The following is an 18116-nucleotide window of genomic DNA, read 5'->3' as shown; positions in this document are numbered from 1 at the left end:
ATTTTTAAGAATAACCGTTAATTCCTAATGAAGAAGAAATTTTTTCTGTTTTTTCATCCTCATTTTTACTTTTAAGTCTCTGCCAATTTTTCTTCTCTTCAGCCATTCCTCTAACATTTCCATAAGAAATGTTTTCCTTATGCGTCATGGCTTTTTATGCATCATCTTGATCTTGACGATTTTTTTGCAGCGCGTTCAGCTTTGCAAAAACTTTATCAGCGTCAAAAGTCTTATGCAGATTTTCTTCACTCTCATTTTCCTCTAGAGCAGCGTTTTCCGTCACAGAAGCGGGAAGCAACGACCTATCTTCTTCTGCTGCAACAGGACGATTTTTCGCCGCACGCTGGAGCTCAAAATCTAAATCGATTTGCGAACACAAACCAAGTCCTACAGGATCAAGAGGAACCAAATTTGCACTATTCCAATGGGTTCTAAGGCGGATTTGTTCAATTGTCGCTTTTGTTGTCCCAATCAACCGTGCAATTTGTGCATCTTTCAACTCGGGATGGTTCGTAACCAACCATAGGATACCATTGGGACGATCTTGGCGTCGAGAAAGAGGGATATAGCGCGCCCCTTTACGTTTTTTTTCAGGAATATGCACCCTCGATTGAGAAATTTTCAATCGTGCGTTTTGATCAGCCTCCACCCGTGCAATTTCACTGCGCGTCAATTGCCCAGAACTAATCGGATCTAAACCTTTAATACCATAAGCCGCATCACCATCGGCAATAGCTTTTACTTCCAAGACATGCAATTTACAAAATTCTGCAATCTGATCAAAAGAAAGAGCTGTATTATCAACCAACCAAACAGCTGTTGCTTTGGGCATCAAAAGTTGCGTTGCCATTTTTATAAATCCTCTTCTGCGCCTCTTCTATGAGGCAGGTTACCGCCCACTCAAGAGCACTGGAACTTTTTTATATGTTTAGGTCTCTCCAACCACTCCTAAAACAAAGCGCGGCATGGAATAAACCATTTTGCTATGAGATTACATTCTGTTATAGCGTTATTTTTGCTCAACGACAAGAGATCTCTCTTGTAATGATCCTCAACTAAGGTGTCTTTACCTTTAAGATGAATTTTCTTATAAAGGGTTTATTCGATTATTTCACCTCATGCTGTGGCACATTTATTCTGGTGGGATGCGTGCTTTATCGCCTTAAATTCTAAGGAGTATCCAACTGGCAAAAAAGCCCTCAAATAGGAAGGAAAACTATGGCAGGCCATTCACAATTTAAGAATATTATGCACCGTAAAGGGCGTCAAGATGCAATGCGCTCGAAAATATTTTCTAAGCTTGCGCGCGAAATTACCGTAGCAGCAAAACAAGGTGCTCCTGATCCAGCCATGAATCCACGTTTAAGGCTGGCTGTTCAAAATGCCAAAGCACAATCGATGCCGAAAGATAATATTGAACGCGCAATTAAAAAAGCGTCAGGCGCCGATGTCGAAAATTATGATGAAGTACGCTATGAGGGCTATGGACCAGGCGGCGTTGCCGTCATTGTTGAAGCTTTAACTGATAACCGCAACCGCACCGCTTCAAATGTGCGCGCCGCCTTCACAAAATCAGGAGGAGCCTTAGGGGAAACAGGATCGGTCAGTTTCATGTTTAATCGGATTGGTGAAATAATCTATAAGCCAGAAGCAGGAACAGCCGATAACATCATGGATGCAGCAATTGAAGCCGGTGCCGAAGATGTGCAATCAGAAGAAACCGGACATCATATTACCTGCGCATTTGAAGATATTGGTGAAGTTTCCAAAACACTTGAAGCAAAACTTGGTGAAGCAGAATCGATTAAAACGATTTGGAAAGCCACCACCCTTGCACCAATAGATGAAGAAAAAGCTTTGTCCGTTTTACGACTAATTTCAACATTAGAAGAAGATGATGATGTGCAAAATGTTTATGCAAATTTTGATGTCAGTGATGAGATTTTGGCAAAATTGTCTGTATAATTCCCATCATTTGCATAAGCCCTCTCTTCATGCATGAGGGCTTCAAAAGCATCTGTCACCTCTCCTCTTTATCCGCATATATAAAAGCCCCGCGTCAATAGCGGGGAAAAGCTGTCAGTGCAACAAGAAAACCGCAATTAATTTCAGAAAACATAATCCCAAAAAGAAAGCATACAAAACTCTGTAGCCTCACGCCTTTCTTACATGCCCCAAAGATTATCCCTATATTCCTCTCTATTTGATCTTTTTGTTCTTTAAGATTAACCTCCTCTCTCCGCTCTCAAGTAATGAAATGATCTAGCCTCTAAACAATTAGGGGTTTCTTGACGTATTCCTATGACGAATCACTCATAAAATTCACTTGAAACTTAAGGCTCAACAAACATACACTCCCCTAAATATTCGCTACGCACTTAAAAAACACTTAGAATATATCAAGGAGGTTTATACGCCCTATATCCCCACACCTCAAAGGGCAGTGTTTTTACAACATCACAGAATAAAAATAAGCAAATGGAAAGCCAGAGCTGATTGTTTAGCAAAGTATTGTACAAAAAGCCGGTACATCTCTCTAATCCGTTGCAGATAAATTTTTGACTTTATGGCATCGTATATTTCTAAAATAACGTCATTTATCTTAAAAATCTGTCCTTTTGCTCTTACCAATCAATCAATATTCAGATCTAAAACAACCGCGTACTTGAATAAAACACATCAGAGAGCAACAGCCCCCCTGACAAGAGGACTCTTCACAAACAAAATCGAAGAAGAAGTTTAAAAAAATATATATAGCGACACTTTGAATAAAAAGTTGAACTCTAGAGACCTCAGAATTTTCGACTCTATTTTTTCAAGGTCTTGTTTTGAATTTTTTTAAGCATTTTCCCCCAAGGAAATTCCATTATCGATCAACAACCATAGATGATAGATGAAATCTACATAACTCCCCATACCCACTATAATCAATTCCTTCTTTTAAATAATTAAAAAACTATTGAGATTGTTTAAACTTGAGACTGTATTCCTTCTATACTCTGTTTTTAAGCATTTTGTTTTACTGTACATTGAGCAAAGGCGACCATGCTGGATCTGAAGCATCATTGGGGGTGGGTAATTGACGTTCATTGCGACCCGTAATATCAATCGTATAAATTTTTGGTCCCATACCGGGATTTTTGCGAAAGAACATCAGCACACGACCATTAGGGGCCCACGTTGGTCCTTCATTGTGAAACCCTGTGGTTAAAATTCGTTCTCCTTGTCCATCAGGGCGCATAACACCGATAGAAAATTGTCCGCTTAATTGTTTTGTAAAGGCGATATAGTCACCCCGTGGAGACCAAATAGGTGTTGAATAACTCCCATCGTTTGAAGAAATACGCTGAATATCACTCCCATCCGCATTCATTTTATAGATTTGCGGCTTTCCACTACGATCTGAAGAAAAGACAATTTGTTTTCCATCCGGTGAATAAGAAGCAGAAGTATCAATAGCAGAAGTTGTTGTAAGTCGCGTCATCGTACGGGTTCGTAAATCCATAGTGTAAAGATTGGCACTCCCATCATTTTGTAACAAACTCATGATAACTTTTTGTCCATCAGAAGAAAAACGTGGAGCAATTGTCATGTTATTAAACGTTCCGATCAACTCTCTTTGCCCCATTTCAATTTGTTGGAGATAAACATGAGGTACTTGATTGTCCTCGTAAGCCATATAGGTCAATTCTTGTCTTTTTGGTGAAAACCGCGGTGTAAGCACCAATTCACTTCCATCAGACATATAAATCAAATTTGCTCCATCTTGATCCATCATTGCTAAACGTTTAATGCGTGCATTTTGAGGACCTGTTTCATCGATAAAAACAATTCGTGTATCAAAATAACCACTTTCTCCTGTCATCTCACTATAGATCTCATCTGCGATCATATGTGCCACACGCCGCCAACGTTCTGTCGCAGTATAAAAACGCCGTCCTTTCAATTGTCTTTGTCCAAACACATCCCATAAACGAAAATCGACCCTCAAACGTCCATCGATTTCTCTCATGACTTGCCCAGTAACTAAACCTTGCGCTTTTATTTTCTGCCAAGAAGCAAAATGTGGTTGTTTATTAGGATTAGAAATGTTTTCAAAAAAATTTGCTTTATCAAGCGGTAAAAACAGCCCCGACCGTTCGAGATCGGCTGTCACCACAGCAGATATTTTCAACCCAATCGAATCATTGGAAATAAAGTCTGTAATTGCAATGGGAATGGGATTAAAATCAGCGCTCGAAATAGTTCCTTTCAATTGCGCATAACCCGATGAAATACTTGAAAGCCACACCCCACAAGTGACAATAAACCAAGCAAAAACTTTATGTCTCGTTATAGTCATCATGGAATGTGTCCTTTCGTTAAGCGCTTTTTTCTCGTTTATCATCTTATTTCTTGGAGGGGATCAACATTAAAGTCAAAACCTTGCCCCCATAGATCATATTGATCACGTGGGAGATCTGCATAAGGTTGGCATGAAAAGACAGCAGCATACACCTGCCTTATCATAATAGCTTGTTGACTCTCAAGGCCGCTTACGGGATCAATGATAGGATCGCCCACAACCATCCCTTCACGGTCTAAATAAAATCGCAACCGCACGACCGGACGATTTTTTAAATCGCCGCCAAGCGCCACAAGTTTAAGCTTCTGTTGAATACATCCCCCCGCAATATTGACCAATGTTTGTGCCATTTTTGTGGTATCATTAATATTTTTTCTTGCACCCAAAGCTTCTGGTATATGAGAACGTTTTGCTCCCCCTCCTTGTGACCGCGCACGATTGAGCAAATTATTTTCCTCCAGAGCTAAAATATCTTCAATGGTCTGTTTCTCTTGGTTTTTCTTGTTAAGCTTTGGCGTCTTTTGATTCAATGCAGCCTCATTCTTCTTTGGAAATTCTCCGTCAAACTTTGGTTTAAACTGTGGAAGAAGAGATTTTTCTGGAAGTACAATTTTGGGCGCTTGATGAACAATCTGCTCTGCTGGTACTTTTGGGACCGTTGGAGCCAATTCTTTTGGCGATATCATCTCTTCATTTTTGTGCGCAGGCTTGAGCGCAACCTTAGGCTCATCTTCCGGTACTCTCACAGGCATCTCAGGCGCAACCTTGGGCGCATCCTCCGGTGCCTCCAAAGGCATCTCAGGCGCAACCTTAGGCTCATCTTCCGGTACTCTCACAGGCATCTCAGGCGCAACCTTGGGCGCATCCTCCGGTGGTGCCTCCAAAGGCATCTCAGGTGCAGCCTTGGGCGCATCCTCCGGTGGTGCCTCCAAAGGCATCTCAGGCGCAACCTTGGGTGCATCCTCTGTTTTTGCTTCTAATAATTCTGGTTTTGTAAGTTCGGGTGCAAATGTTTCTGACGTGTTCTCGCTTGATGGTGGCGATGCTGTTTCAACGGGACGCAGCTTTTCCTCTGGTTGAAACGGTGCAAGACTATCTATTTGTCCCTCTCCAATATGGCGTGCATCTTCTTTCTCTTGTGGTTGCATAGTTGGTTTGACGGCAGGGATTGCACGTATAGGAGCCTTCACGGCTCCTTGTTGAGAAGAAAACTCGTCCACCAAAGGAGCAAGAGTGATGGGAATTGCTTCCAACGGTTGTGGTAAAGAGACAGAGCTTGTAAACTGAATAGCTCCCCAACTGAGAAAAATGACATGGACCACAAGGGATAAAGCCAAGCCTCGTTTCATACTATGATAGGAGTCTTTGTTCATTCTTTATGCCTTACTTATGCCTTACATTTTTTCATTTTTAATCACTCTATGCTCTTTTAAAAACATCTTAAAAACAACCGGTTATGCACAATTTTATTACTTATTATTTATTGTGCTAAACTTGCTAACGCGACTTGAGAAAACCCCGCTTTTTGAATATCTGCCAGCAGTTTTAATACTTGCTGATATTCAACAGTTTTAGCAACCCGTACAAAAACCCGTTGATCTTTTTGTGTAGCATCTGCTTCCAGAAGAGTTTTCAGGTGTGCAATCAGGGACTGTGACGTTTCATAATAATCTTGATTAATGGCAAAGCGCCCTTGCGCGTCAAGTGAAACCGTAAGAGGTGTTTTTTGAGCTCGTACGGGACCCGCTTGACTACGAGGCAAATCTAGAGGAACACCGTTCACTAAAAGGGGGGCAGAGACCATAAAAATAATCAACAAGACCAGCATGACATCCACAAAAGGAGTGACATTGATCTCACTCATCAGTTGGCTTCGTGAATGATGCCGCCTACGTGTATTTTTGCGAGAAGAAGAAGCAACAGAAAAGCCCATGGGATAAGATCCTTTTTATAAAGAGGAAGGTGCTGTGCGTGTTTCATCAATACGCCGCGATACAATTGTTGAAAATTCATCGGCAAAATTTTCTATTTGTGCAATGATGCGCGCACTTTCATGAGTCAACTTGTTATAAGCAATAACAGCTGGAATTGCTGCAAACAAACCAATAGCGGTTGCCAAAAGCGCTTCTGCAATCCCTGGCGCGACAATGGCAAGTGATGTATTTTGAGAAGCTGAAATAGAAAGAAAAGACTCCATAATACCAATAACTGTTCCAAAAAGTCCGATAAAAGGTCCCGCAGATCCCAGTGTCGCAAGAAAACTTAATTTTGATTCTATTTTTTCACTTTCACGTCCCAGCGTCAAATCCATAGCCTTATCAATTCTGCTCTGCAAACTTTTCGATGTATGGGTCCCTTTTTCAAGAGATTTTTTCCATTCAACCATTGCTGCCATAAAAACTGCGGATATACTATTGGTACGTTGACTTTTGCATGATGCATAAAGATCTTCTAGCGCTTTGCCAGACCAAAATGTGCGTTCAAACTGCTTTATTTCACGCCGTATTCTCCGATACGTAAAAATTTTATCAAAAATAATTGCCCAACTCCAGATAGAAGCGAGCAGCAACCCGATCATAACACCTTTCACGATCCAACTCGCTTGCATAAACAAATGCAACATTCCAATTGTTTCTGGATTCGTTAGTTCTAAATGCGGCATAATTTTTGTCCCTCTAAATGAAAGATGCATTTTTAAAATTTATAAAACAGATTATTTTATAGTTTCTAAATTTAAGTAAAGACTCTAGTCTCACATAAATCCATGCGCTAAAACAAGACTTGTTTCTTAAATTTCCTTAAAAAGTTATGACGAGAGACATCCCTCAATGCACGCCCCTCTCATTTCACAACAGCATTTATGAAAAATATAACGATCAGGATTTCTCCATAAATGCTATAAAAATAAAAGATATAAAAATGCATGATATAAAATCTATTATGCACCACCATCTTTACGCCTATGAAAAGAACGCTAAATCATCATACGCGTTTCTAGCTTAAAATGCTGCAATAAGTCTTAGCACTTGAAAAGATTCATAAGAGGCATTTATTCCTTTCTTAAGTGTTTTTGTACCCACTCACCAACTCCGCTTGTGACATGTAAGAAAATGTTTTTGATTAATTCGCGGCAATAGAGCTTGAAAAGAAAAAGTTTTACAAGTTTCAGAATTATCTGAAAGTGACAACGCAATGAATTATCATTGTAAATAAATATGTTATCATCATAAAAGATGACGCTTTGCCTCAGGCTATTGTTTCTCTCATTCTTTAATAAGATCACACCATCGGGCACAAAAAACGACACTAAACCACCCTAAAACGCCTCACAACAATGCACCTCACCCAGGCCCCCCTATAAGTCCTATATAATCTAGTGTAAGTCTCATGTAATCTCATTGTGTTGTGAATTAGCCCCTTTCAATGCCTATCATCTCTCTGGTACCATGGTATAACGTACAAGCTTCTGTGACATGAAAAAAGCCTTTTCATATCTTTACTTCATGAAAACCGGCTTCTTCGCTCTCTTTGCTCACTTGCGATATTTGATCATTATTGCATTGAGAATGATCCATAAGGAACATTTTTACAATTTTTTCAATGGTTTATATTGTTCTCTTATGATGTATAAGCAAATGATTTTAATTGTTTCAACATGAACAGATTTGAAATAAAAGTATTTTATTCTCTTCCTCTATTAGGGTTTGTGCCCGTAAGAAGTGATAATTTATCTTTCTAAGTCAATATATTATATAGAATAATATGCTTTTGAAACTTTAAATGCAAGAATGCATTTCTGCTTTGTATACATTGATCTCTCACTCATTTACTACGCTTAGAAGCGCACATAAAGTTATGCATGATGGATAGAAATGGATGAGAGACGCGCTCTTGTGAGACCAAATGACAATCCAGTAAAAAAACAAATCAAATTGCTTAAAAACACCCTTTGGGTGTTTTTAAGACAATTTTCGACCTAATAGCTTATTATCCCTTTATTGCAATATGTTGCTGGGTATATACATTTTTATTTTTTTATATTTTGTACCTTTTCGCTGTTTTCTGATGCCAACAAACCTTTCTTCAAAAGAAAGAAAAATATCTTGAGCTTATAGCAGAAAATGGATGATATGACATTGATTTCGAATCATAACATGGATAGGGCGTGTTTAATTTTGTGGGATATCATCTTCAATTTATTGTAGTTATTGTAGCAGAGGTGCTTTCTTTTGCTGTATCGTGTAACCTTGTTAGAAAACATCTAGGCTATGATAAATGTATAGTCTTAGATTATAGATTACTTTATATCTGCTGATCTCTCCTGAAACTGCTAATTCAATGAATAACACTTTTAACCAAGCATTTTTGCAAAAAGCTCTTTGGGTAAACGTCGCGGTTTTGCCTCCTCATTAATCAGAGCAATTTCAACTTTGGCTGTTACCAACGCAGTCATCTCATGCAAAATAGATTGCTCCATAAAAAAGCGGGCCCCTTGGATATGAGTAACACGTGTTTTAACGACTAAAAGATGATCAATTTTAGCGGGTCTTGAAAAATTAATTTCCATATGACGAACAACAAAAAATAGTTTTTCCCCCTCACCCCCTGCTGCTAACATCTTATTATTAAAACCGGTATCGCGTAAAAACTCTGAACGTCCTCGTTCAAAAAACTCAAGATAACGCGCATGATAAACTACACCGGAAAAATCTGTATCCGCAACATAAACGCGGACCTGAAAATTATGAAAAGCGTTTGTATGATTGCTCTTAAAAGGTGTTATTTCTGTCATCGACTTCATATCCCATAAAATCATCTAATATAGCAAATTATCTATCAATCAAAAGATTGAACACATTTTTGTGTTGAAGTTGTGAAAAGCAAAAAATCTTTAATATAGTGCCAAACCTTTTTAGCCAGAATATGCTAAAAGAAGGCACGTCTCTTGTATTTTATGACCTTGCTATAAAATATTCACATAGTTTCTTTTAATAAAGAGAATGTCTTAATCATCTTCCCCATCCCATAAAGATGTCTGAAGTGATGAATTGTCTTGAGCATCAGAAAGTTGAGAACGCCTTTGTATAGACGTTGTAGAGGCTGGAGCAGAAAGCCCTAAATGGCTCCAAGCCTTTTCAGTTAGAATGCGTCCACGAGCGGTTCTTTGAATAAAACCTTGTTGGAGCAAATACGGTTCAACAATATCTTCAATGGCATCGCGTGGTTCTGATAAAGCAGCAGCAATCGTTTCAATCCCCACCGGTCCCCCTAAAAAAGTTTCCGCAATCAGGAGCAAGTAGCGGCGGTCAAGCGGATCAAGCCCAAGATGATCAACCTCAAGGCGCGAAAGGGCTTCATCGGCGATTTTTTGGTCAATTTGTTTTGCCTGTTTAACCAGAGCAAAATCACAAACGCGCCGTAAAAGCCGTCCGGCAATACGAGGCGTCCCGCGTGCTCGGCGTGCAATTTCATGAGCACCATCATCACTGATCTTAACGGCAAAAAGTCGTGCATTACGCTGCACAATATATTCCAATTCTTCTATCGTATAAAAATTGAGACGAATTGGGATGCCAAAACGGTCTCGTAGAGGTGTGGTTAAAAGCCCCAAACGTGTGGTTGCTGCCACCAAAGTAAATTTAGCCAGATCAATTTTCACCGAGCGTGCGGCCGGCCCCTCCCCAATGATCAAATCAAGTTGATAATCTTCCATGGCTGGATAAAGAATTTCCTCAATCGCCGGATTTAAGCGATGAATTTCATCAATAAACAAGACATCACGTTCTTCAAGATTGGTCAAGAGAGCGGCTAAATCTCCTGCTTTAGCGATGACCGGCCCTGAAGTAGAGCGAAAATTAACGCCTAATTCTTTTGCCATAATCTGTGAAAGCGTTGTTTTTCCCAACCCCGGTGGCCCTACAAACAAAACGTGATCCAGCGCTTCTTGCCGCGTTTTTGCTGCTTCAATAAATATTTTTAAATTAGCCCGCGCCGCTTCTTGACCAATAAAGTCATCGAGAACTTGTGGCCTCAAGGAACGATCTGGATCGTTAGGAAGGGGGGCGGAACCCAGAAGGCGTTTATCTTCATCTTTATGCATTGTTACCTTGATTTTAAGTAGGAGAAGAAAGCAATTTGAGACTATGGCGGATCAGCAGGGCAGAAGAAACAGTTTCCCCCTCAAGAGCATTCATCGCAAGAGCAAGAGCACGAGATGCATGCTCCCGTTCAAACCCTAGCTTCATCAACGCGGAAAGCGCATCATGCGCAGGTTGATTGGTCATCTCACGCTGAGAAACCGAAACAGTCTTGACAGCTTGTTCAAAGGGGAGTGTTTTACTTTTCAGTTCACCCACAATTCTTTCACTGACTTTTTTACCAACGCCTGGCGCTCGACTAATCATCGCAACATCGTTTAAAGCAATAGCCTGTGCAAGTTCATCTGGCGATAAAGTACCCAAGATTGCCAAAGCAACCTTTGCCCCTACTCCAGGAACATTTTGTAGAAGACAAAACCACTCCTGTTCAGCTCTTGTAGCAAAACCAAAAAGGCGGATTGCGTCTTCCCGAACATGCGTTTCAATAAAAAGGCTTAACGCCTCCCCAACAGAGGGTAAAGAAGGACGCAGCCGATTTGACACAAAAACAACATACCCCACACCGTGAACATCAAGAAGGATATGATCATCAAAGATATGTTCAAGAGTGCCCTTTAATTTGCCAATCATGCTTCCACCCCACTCATATCGCCATCCTTGCCTGATAAGATCGGTCAATACTGTTACGGTGCATACTATGACAAAGAGCAAGAGCAAGAGCATCAGCCGCATCACTGCTATCAAATTCAGCCCGTGGGAGGAGAACTTTGACCATCATATGGATTTGTTCTTTAGCCCCATGTCCAACCCCAATAACTGATTTTTTCACTTTGTTGGGCGCATATTCAAAAACAGGAAGATTTGCTTGCGCAGGAACCAGCAGTGCAATTGCACGCGCTTGGCCAAGTTTTAAAGTTGCTGTAGCATCTTTGTTGACAAATACATGTTCTACAGCGGCTTCATGGGGCATAAATTGATGCACAACCTCTGAAAGACCTTTGTGGATCTGACATAGTCTGGAAGCCAGCTCACACTGTACATCAGAAGAAACCGTCCCTGCTGCAATAAACTGAAGACGATTACCCGCAACATCGATAACGCCCCACCCTGTACGCCGTAATCCGGGATCAATGCCTATAATACGAATCGTCTCTGCCATAAACTACAGTCTATACACTTTTCCCCCCTGTGAATAAAGATGTGAATAAAGACAAGACCACAAAGAAACCAGCAACCCAAGACAAAACCAGTAAAAAGATAATCATCCTCCCAAATTTATACAATTATAACACACAACGAACAGCATCTTTATGGAACATACTTTATGAAGCGTAACTGAAATCAATCAAAACCATTCACACATCACAAGCAAGCACCCTCTAAAGCATAAAAATTCCCTTTCTATATCATATCCAATGCCATAACGGTTAAACATCGCAAGCGAGCAAAGAGAGAATGCTGAATTGCACATTCATAATGTGTAAAGAGGCTATGCAATGGATAGTATACACTTTGCGGAAACTTTTTACATTATAGCATGACGCTACCACAATAACTCAACACATTGATTTACAAAGATAATTAATTATTTTGTATGTTGCATAAGAATCCCGAATATCCTAAGATTTTCTCATTACAAATCTGTTTATATTGAAGCAATCAAAACCATTCTCTTACATATGAAACGTGGGATTGCCGTATAGAGTGAAACTGTACAAGAAAGGACTAAAAATGCTTCTAATGAATTGTCTCAAGTTCCAAAGGCTGCCGCAACATTGGGGACTGGCAAAGATGATGATCGTGCCGGCTTTCTCCTTTGCAAGCGTAAAGATGAGAGAGGCTCAACGGATATGAATAAGAACTGAGAGGTGTTTTTGAATATACCCATCACACCACAATAACATTTCATAGAGAGGAACATGCATAGGGGCACAGGGAACCCATGGGACATTCATTATATGGCACTTTATTTTGGATATTTTATTTTACGCGAGGGAAAATACCTTCCATTCAAAACAAAAGAAGCCCAAAAACTGTAACAATGTGTATCATCCTCATTAACACACACTTTACAGCAGCTTTATAGGCATAAATTATAGAGCACAAATAAATTGATGTACAAGCCCCTACTCTATCTTAGAGCCAGATCATTATCAGAGCCAAAACAAAATCACACGATAGATCAACAGAAAGTATTCCAGCTGCAATCAACCAAAGCCGATTTCCCACAAAACCAACCATACTCCATCCCATGCCATAATTTACAATCAATACCTATACCCTTCAGCTATAAGCTCAAGATATTTCCTACGCTCAAATAAAATTAGGCAGAAAAAAGCACTCTAGATTAGTTTTAGTTGTGAAATTTCGGTTGTAAAAAAAAATGGGTATACTGCTCTAAATATCGCAAGAAAGAAGCAAGGAGCTATTATTCTCAGCACGCCCAAAGACTGTTTTGAGCAATTCGATTTGTTTTCCCACTAGATTATCATCGTTCAAGATAAAGCCGCCCCTTATTGACCAGAACGCTTAAACTACAGCAGCATCTCTAAATGAAAAAAATGCGCGCTTCTAAACGTAATGAACGAGAACAAATTGACGGAAAGTTTCTGGCAATTCATGCCAATGAGGGGTTTCAAGTTCCAATGTCGGTGTATGAAGTGACACTTTTACAATTTCTTTTTTTTATTTGTTCTGATGATATTTCTCCTTCGCACAAAGCAAGGGGAGTCCCTCTAAGAACGCCCAAAGGCTGTTTTGAGCAATTCGATTTGTTTTCCTACTGGATTATCATCTTCTAGAGCAGAGGAGGCCGCAGTTTCCCACCCAGCACGCATATAGGTTATGCGCGCTTCTAAACGCAATGAATGAGAAACAAATTGGCGAAAAGTTTCTGGCAGTTCTTGCCAATGAGGGGTTTCAAGTTCCAATGTCGGTGTATGAAGAGATACTTTTACAATTTCTTTTTTTATTTGTTCTGATGACATTTCCCCTTCACGCTCTGCGCGAAGAAGAAGGAGTTGAGAAGCGATTTGCATAAGTCGTGTACTTAAATACATAGCCTCTTTCGCATAAACTGCAGAAACCTCTGCCGAAAGAGAGCGTGCTACTAATTTCCCTTCTGAGTCAATATACGCTGCGGTTTTTTCAATCAGCGCCATTGTTTCTTCATAGAGACGATTAAAAGCATTTTCAAAAGCATTATGCTCAATCATGATAATAGGTTCATCATATGGACGTTTATGTACACTCACGCTTTTATACTCCAAGTATCAGCACAAAATCATACCCCTTAACGAATAGAGTATTAAAAAGTTTCTTTTGTTGCTGTATAGAACGCTTTTTTTTAAAACTGCTACCTCTTTTAATTTTTTTGCGCAACGCACTTTTTATACTAAGGTTAACGTGCCCAACAAACACTACAGGAATATTTTTTATAAACGGATCATTTTCCTTGAAAAGGACCACTGCCAAGATTGCCGTTTTTCACAATAATAAGCGACTCCAAATTGCAAAGCAATACCCGTTATTATTAAGAGGGTATCGGAAAAAAACGTTTCTGTCATCACTGTTTTTATAATTTGTCCAAACATCGCAAAAATGGTTCCCGTTACAAAGACCGGTAAACTATGTTTTCCTAAAATTGCTAAAGGATGTTTCTGAGAGACATAAAACCATTTATTGATGCGCGGCAAAGAAAGAATGAGAAAGGCTAATGCAAGAACATGGAGTAAACGTGGCAAGCTTAAAAAGGTTTTATTAAAGTTCAACAATGGGGAAGACCAGCCAAGCCACCCCAAAATGCCCCACCAGTTTAAGCGAACCCATAACAGCGCCAACAAGAGATACGCTGCCGCACAAACAATCCAAAAAGACTGAAAAGCGATTTTTTTCCTTGTTTAAGCGCTAAAGTACTGGTCAATCCTATGACAAATAAGAATTGCCAAGACAAAGGATTTAAAAACCACTTTCCCTTTAAAGGATAAGAAGGAGGAGCAATTTTATAAAATCCGCAGATAAGATACAGTGTAAAGGAGCCCAAAAGCAGCCATTTTGTCTGCTTACAACTCAAATAAAGGATAAAAGGCGCAAAAAACATCAAAACGATATAAAGAGGAAGAATATTATTATATCCCAATTGATGCCCAAAGCTTAAGGTACTCAAAAATGCGATACCAGGCTCTTTAAAAAAGAGTCCCACGTTGTTCATCGATAAAAGTTTTTCTGTTCGCCATAATAAAAAGGCAGCAAAAAAAAGACTTAACGTGACAAAAGTCGTAAAAAGATATGCCCCATAGAGCTGCAGAGCTCTGTACCAAAGTTTTCGGATAATAAAAGCAAAGGATTTTTGCTGTAACCGTCCATGAAAGCTTAACCCAAGAGCAATCCCTGAAAGCAAAACAAACACTTCTGCACAATCAGAAAAACCGAAATTTCTATGAGTAAAAGACTCATAGATCGTTCTGGGAATATGGTTGATGAAAATCGTCAATAAGGCCAAAGAACGAAAAACGTCAATGCGTGTATCACGATGAGAAGGTTGAGTATTATGCTCAAGAATACCTTGGTACTTCATCAGTGGACTCCCACACGTTGCACCCCCCTTGAAGTCCCATAAAAATGGTGCTTACCCTTATTGCCAACAAGCATGAACAGGATGAAATTTTAATTTTTAAGAGTCAAGTTTCATTTTAAGCGTTTATTTTTTTAAAAGCAAAAGTTTTTTAAAGGCAAAAGAACGAAAAGCGTCCATACGTGTATCACAGCGAAAAGGTAACATATTATGCTTAAAAACACTCTCATTTCTCATAAACAGGCTTCCACACACCCACAAATCCTTTAAATTACGTGAAAATGGTGGTCACTTTCATCGCAAATAAGCATAATAGAATGAAACTTTAATTTTTAAGCGTTATTTTTTCTAAGAAACAGGGATTTGACATGACACAACAAAAAAATAAACCAATTGATCCACCTCTTTTCCCTCAGTTGATTTTAACACTTGATGTTCGGCGCAACACCCCACACACATTTTTGCAGCAAATTTTGCAAACAAAGTCTTTTGCATGCGTCATCCTCTATGATTCTGAAAGGTTGAAAGATGATGGCTCTTTTTTACAACAACAAGCGCAAACTTACGCAGAAGATATTCAACATCATGACGCAGCCCTTCTCATCGCTGATGACAGCCGCATTGCTGGGCGCATAAAGGCTGATGGATTACACATAGAAGATGATCTTAACGCTCTTGAAAGCTTCAAAAATCAGCAAAAGGAACAAAAAATCATAGGCTTTGGCAATCTACGCAATCGCCATAGTGCTATGCTTGCAGCGGAAACAGGTGTTGATTACCTGTTCTTTGGAAAACTCGGGGCTGATAAAAAACCCCAAGCGCACCCCCGCAATCTCCAGTTAGCAACATGGTGGGCAGAAATTATGCAAACCCCCGCCATTATCCAAGCAGGAAGCGATTTTTCAACCTTTGATGAAGTCTTAAAGACTGGATGTGAATTCATTGCTGTAGAAGAAGTCATTTTGAGGAACGACAACCCCTTAATACTGCTTAAAACAATGCAAGAAAAATGTGAGAAAACCCCCTTGTAATATAGGAGGAGAATTTATAAATAAAGCGTTAACTTTCGTGCTTCTTATATAGAGCACATAACGGCATATACAAATAGGAGAAAAATTCGTTTCGTTCATTCACAATTCAATCAGATCGCTTTATCACGCAGTAAAATTTCCCATCATTTAGTCAAGTTTTCCCACGTTTCAATCAATTGAATGGAAGGTGACCGTTTCTTTTTGTGCATCGTATAAGAACATGAAATCATAAAGCTATTTAAATTCAAATAGTTATAAAAATAAACCAACATTTTATATTAATAGCCAGCAATATTGAAAGAATATAAACAGTGAAATATAGCGGAACCTTCGAAGACCTTAAAGATATAGTTAAAACAGCTGGATATAAAATCATAGAAATTAAGTCTCTATCACTTAATTCTTCTAAAGGATATCAGATCAAAACCTCCGAAGGAGGCGTTATTAATTGGTATGAAAGCACAGGAACAATCAACGTTCAAGGCAAAGAATCCGCTGTGACAAATCTAGAAAAAGCTTTGGTTAAACACATACAAGAAACATCAACGAATCCTTCTCCAAAGACTGCTTCCAATACCTTAGAATCTTCTCCTAAAAAAATTTTTATCGTTCATGGTCATGACCGTACTGCCCTAAAGCAACTTACATCTATTCTTAATGATTTTAATCTTGAACCATACATTTTACAAAATACTGGCGGGAATGGCTTAACCATCATTGAAGCTTTAGAAAAAGGAATCTGTAGCGATTTCATAAAATTTGGTATTGTGCTGCTTACTCCCGATGATATAGGCTATGCCAAATCTGCCGGCAAAAAAGCAGCACAACCCCGTGCGCGACAAAACGTTATTTTCGAAATGGGCATGTTAATGTCTGCGCTTTCTCGCAAAAATGTCGCTATTCTAAAAAAACAAGACCTTGAACTCCCTTCAGATATTAATGGAATTATATACCTTCCTTTTAAAGAACACGTAAAAGAAACACTTAAAGATCTTTCTCATCGACTATGTGAAGCCGGCTTCAATTTAGATGCAAAGAAATTAGATGCAAAAAAATTTACTACAGCATCACGTTAAATTTGAATAATGCTTATGTTTATTTTTTAAAGCGCACACCCAAAATCACAAGGCACCTCACCACATTCCACAGACACACATCCTATAGCACAAAGAAACGATCACCTCCCCCCTTATTCAAACAGCAAGCGATTGTGCAAATTTTAATGAAGAGACCGCGTGTGAATTCACTACCGTAGAAGATCATTTTTGTCTCTTTGATAAACGCGGGGCTGTTGTCATGATTTTGGTAATTGTTCCAGAAAGGTTTAAGAGGCAGATAGCCTCTGATTAGATTAAAGAAAAATAGGAAATTCACGTCAGGCATGTACTACAGCTACAATTTCGATTTGATGTGCAGCTACTCGATACAATATAAGGTAATTTGGATGCGCTACAATTTCTCGTAATCCTAATACCTTCTCACTCTGTCTGTATAAATATGGATGTTCAGCCAATGGCAGTAAGGATGCTTCCAAAAACCTTTTCATTCGGCGCGCAGCAGATGGATTTTCGCGAGCAATATAAGTTAAAATCTGACGCAAATCGTCGCGCGCCGAAGACAACCAAACAACCGGAAGCATCACTTTTTCTGTTCAGCTTCAAGCTGACTGATTATAACTTCCATTTCAGCCATAACCTCATCATGCGGAATAGGAGGATATGGATTTGCAAGACTGCTCGCTACCTTATCGCGCAGCCATGCAGTGTAGCTGCTTTCCTGTTCAACGGTTTCGAACTCTGAAATTAGCGGAGAAAGGGTGGTCTTCATAATATATGTCCTTTCTATTCCTGAATATTGAAGATAATTACTCTTGGCTATGTTGTTAATATTAGCGAATTGAAAATGTTTAACTTTTAAGCGTCCAAAGTTCTTTTGATCTTAAAACTTAAGGCTTTTTAACCCTCTCAAAAAACACGGGGGCTAATGTCATGATTTTGACAATCATTCCAGAGAGATTTAAGAGGAAGATAGCCTCTCATTAAAAAACAAATTTTGTAAGTAAAAAACTA

17 protein-coding genes and 1 pseudogene are annotated in these 18116 nt (G+C 39.3%); 3 read left to right on the top strand and 15 right to left on the bottom strand.

Annotated elements, in window-relative coordinates; all coding sequences use genetic code 11:
- Positions 1-4: 4 nt before the first annotated feature.
- Together ACFINI_RS03075 and ACFINI_RS03070 are read right to left on the bottom strand one after the other, a co-directional pair.
- Positions 5-148 (bottom strand): hypothetical protein, encoded by a 144-nt coding sequence (locus tag ACFINI_RS03075; RefSeq protein WP_375645670.1) that lies wholly within the window; start codon positions 146-148, stop codon positions 5-7.
- 6 nt (positions 149-154) lie between these two features.
- Positions 155-850, bottom strand: a complete 696-nt coding sequence (locus ACFINI_RS03070) for a DUF1013 domain-containing protein (protein ID WP_375611764.1) — start codon at positions 848-850, stop codon at positions 155-157.
- 368 nt (positions 851-1218) lie between these two features.
- Between ACFINI_RS03070 and ACFINI_RS03065 the strand changes: the two genes are divergently transcribed.
- On the top strand, positions 1219-1965 hold the full coding sequence (locus ACFINI_RS03065) for a YebC/PmpR family DNA-binding transcriptional regulator (RefSeq protein ID WP_254492472.1): 747 nt from the start codon (positions 1219-1221) through the stop codon (positions 1963-1965).
- Between the two features lie 1054 nt (positions 1966-3019).
- On the opposite strand, the gene tolB is transcribed toward ACFINI_RS03065, so the two are convergent.
- From tolB to ACFINI_RS03010, 11 genes and pseudogenes are all read right to left on the bottom strand, one after another.
- Positions 3020-4345 (bottom strand): Tol-Pal system beta propeller repeat protein TolB, encoded by a 1326-nt coding sequence (gene tolB / locus ACFINI_RS03060; protein ID WP_375645667.1) that lies wholly within the window; start codon positions 4343-4345, stop codon positions 3020-3022.
- A gap of 38 nt (positions 4346-4383) precedes the next feature.
- Positions 4384-5718, bottom strand: a complete 1335-nt coding sequence (locus tag ACFINI_RS03055; RefSeq protein WP_375645663.1) for a cell envelope biogenesis protein TolA — start codon at positions 5716-5718, stop codon at positions 4384-4386.
- 107 nt (positions 5719-5825) lie between these two features.
- Complete coding sequence (tolR, locus tag ACFINI_RS03050) at positions 5826-6278, bottom strand: protein TolR (RefSeq protein WP_375611761.1); 453 nt, start codon at positions 6276-6278, stop codon at positions 5826-5828.
- Positions 6279-6293: 15 nt separating this feature from the next.
- Positions 6294-7007: a protein TolQ gene (gene tolQ / locus ACFINI_RS03045; RefSeq protein ID WP_375611760.1), complete on the bottom strand. Its 714-nt coding sequence runs from the start codon at positions 7005-7007 to the stop codon at positions 6294-6296.
- 1689 nt (positions 7008-8696) lie between these two features.
- Complete coding sequence (ybgC, locus tag ACFINI_RS03040; RefSeq protein ID WP_375645659.1) at positions 8697-9137, bottom strand: tol-pal system-associated acyl-CoA thioesterase; 441 nt, start codon at positions 9135-9137, stop codon at positions 8697-8699.
- A 213-nt stretch (positions 9138-9350) separates the two neighbouring features.
- Positions 9351-10445, bottom strand: coding sequence for a Holliday junction branch migration DNA helicase RuvB (gene ruvB, locus ACFINI_RS03035; RefSeq protein ID WP_375613207.1), 1095 nt, complete (start codon positions 10443-10445; stop codon positions 9351-9353).
- Positions 10446-10458: 13 nt separating this feature from the next.
- Entirely contained in the window at positions 10459-11073 is a 615-nt protein-coding gene (gene ruvA, locus ACFINI_RS03030) for a Holliday junction branch migration protein RuvA (RefSeq protein WP_375611757.1), read from the bottom strand.
- 13 nt (positions 11074-11086) lie between these two features.
- Positions 11087-11602 (bottom strand): crossover junction endodeoxyribonuclease RuvC, encoded by a 516-nt coding sequence (ruvC, locus tag ACFINI_RS03025; protein ID WP_375613206.1) that lies wholly within the window; start codon positions 11600-11602, stop codon positions 11087-11089.
- A 977-nt stretch (positions 11603-12579) separates the two neighbouring features.
- Positions 12580-12714, bottom strand: a complete 135-nt coding sequence (locus ACFINI_RS03020) for a hypothetical protein (RefSeq protein WP_375645655.1) — start codon at positions 12712-12714, stop codon at positions 12580-12582.
- A gap of 464 nt (positions 12715-13178) precedes the next feature.
- Positions 13179-13697, bottom strand: coding sequence for a DUF1465 family protein (locus ACFINI_RS03015; protein ID WP_375620987.1), 519 nt, complete (start codon positions 13695-13697; stop codon positions 13179-13181).
- 180 nt (positions 13698-13877) lie between these two features.
- Positions 13878-15019, bottom strand: a pseudogene (locus tag ACFINI_RS03010) (OpgC family protein).
- A gap of 365 nt (positions 15020-15384) precedes the next feature.
- Between ACFINI_RS03010 and ACFINI_RS03005 the strand changes: the two are divergent.
- Together ACFINI_RS03005 and ACFINI_RS03000 are read left to right on the top strand one after the other, a co-directional pair.
- On the top strand, positions 15385-16047 hold the full coding sequence (locus ACFINI_RS03005) for a thiamine phosphate synthase (RefSeq protein WP_375645650.1): 663 nt from the start codon (positions 15385-15387) through the stop codon (positions 16045-16047).
- Between the two features lie 311 nt (positions 16048-16358).
- Complete coding sequence (locus tag ACFINI_RS03000) at positions 16359-17123, top strand: TIR domain-containing protein (RefSeq protein WP_375645646.1); 765 nt, start codon at positions 16359-16361, stop codon at positions 17121-17123.
- 299 nt (positions 17124-17422) lie between these two features.
- On the opposite strand, the gene ACFINI_RS02995 is transcribed toward ACFINI_RS03000, so the two are convergent.
- Both ACFINI_RS02995 and ACFINI_RS02990 read right to left on the bottom strand, forming a co-directional pair.
- Entirely contained in the window at positions 17423-17686 is a 264-nt protein-coding gene (locus tag ACFINI_RS02995) for a type II toxin-antitoxin system RelE/ParE family toxin (protein WP_375645642.1), read from the bottom strand.
- Positions 17686-17874 (bottom strand): antitoxin, encoded by a 189-nt coding sequence (locus ACFINI_RS02990; protein WP_375645638.1) that lies wholly within the window; start codon positions 17872-17874, stop codon positions 17686-17688. The genes ACFINI_RS02995 and ACFINI_RS02990 overlap by 1 nt, the downstream gene beginning before the upstream one ends.
- Positions 17875-18116: the final 242 nt, after the last annotated feature.

It is taken from the genome of Bartonella sp. AA56HLJMS, assembly GCF_042197145.1.
GTDB lineage: Bacteria > Pseudomonadota > Alphaproteobacteria > Rhizobiales > Rhizobiaceae > Bartonella.
The sequence above is the reverse complement of the archived record's forward strand: the minus strand, read 5'-3'. Positions and strand labels throughout refer to the sequence as shown.

Excerpts from the sequence above, each read along its gene's own strand:
- ACFINI_RS03075 (WP_375645670.1), bottom strand. The coding sequence starts at position 148 with ATGACGCATAAGGAAAACATTTCTTATGGAAATGTTAGAGGAATGGCT.
- ACFINI_RS03070 (WP_375611764.1), bottom strand. The coding sequence starts at position 850 with ATGGCAACGCAACTTTTGATGCCCAAAGCAACAGCTGTTTGGTTGGTT.
- ACFINI_RS03065 (WP_254492472.1), top strand. The coding sequence starts at position 1,219 with ATGGCAGGCCATTCACAATTTAAGAATATTATGCACCGTAAAGGGCGT.
- tolB (WP_375645667.1), bottom strand. The coding sequence starts at position 4,345 with ATGATGACTATAACGAGACATAAAGTTTTTGCTTGGTTTATTGTCACT.
- ACFINI_RS03055 (WP_375645663.1), bottom strand. The coding sequence starts at position 5,718 with ATGAACAAAGACTCCTATCATAGTATGAAACGAGGCTTGGCTTTATCC.
- tolR (WP_375611761.1), bottom strand. The coding sequence starts at position 6,278 with ATGGGCTTTTCTGTTGCTTCTTCTTCTCGCAAAAATACACGTAGGCGG.
- tolQ (WP_375611760.1), bottom strand. The coding sequence starts at position 7,007 with ATGCCGCATTTAGAACTAACGAATCCAGAAACAATTGGAATGTTGCAT.
- ybgC (WP_375645659.1), bottom strand. The coding sequence starts at position 9,137 with ATGACAGAAATAACACCTTTTAAGAGCAATCATACAAACGCTTTTCAT.
- ruvB (WP_375613207.1), bottom strand. The coding sequence starts at position 10,445 with ATGCATAAAGATGAAGATAAACGCCTTCTGGGTTCCGCCCCCCTTCCT.
- ruvA (WP_375611757.1), bottom strand. The coding sequence starts at position 11,073 with ATGATTGGCAAATTAAAGGGCACTCTTGAACATATCTTTGATGATCAT.
- ruvC (WP_375613206.1), bottom strand. The coding sequence starts at position 11,602 with ATGGCAGAGACGATTCGTATTATAGGCATTGATCCCGGATTACGGCGT.
- ACFINI_RS03005 (WP_375645650.1), top strand. The coding sequence starts at position 15,385 with ATGACACAACAAAAAAATAAACCAATTGATCCACCTCTTTTCCCTCAG.
- ACFINI_RS02995 (WP_375645642.1), bottom strand. The coding sequence starts at position 17,686 with ATGCTTCCGGTTGTTTGGTTGTCTTCGGCGCGCGACGATTTGCGTCAG.
- ACFINI_RS02990 (WP_375645638.1), bottom strand. The coding sequence starts at position 17,874 with ATGAAGACCACCCTTTCTCCGCTAATTTCAGAGTTCGAAACCGTTGAA.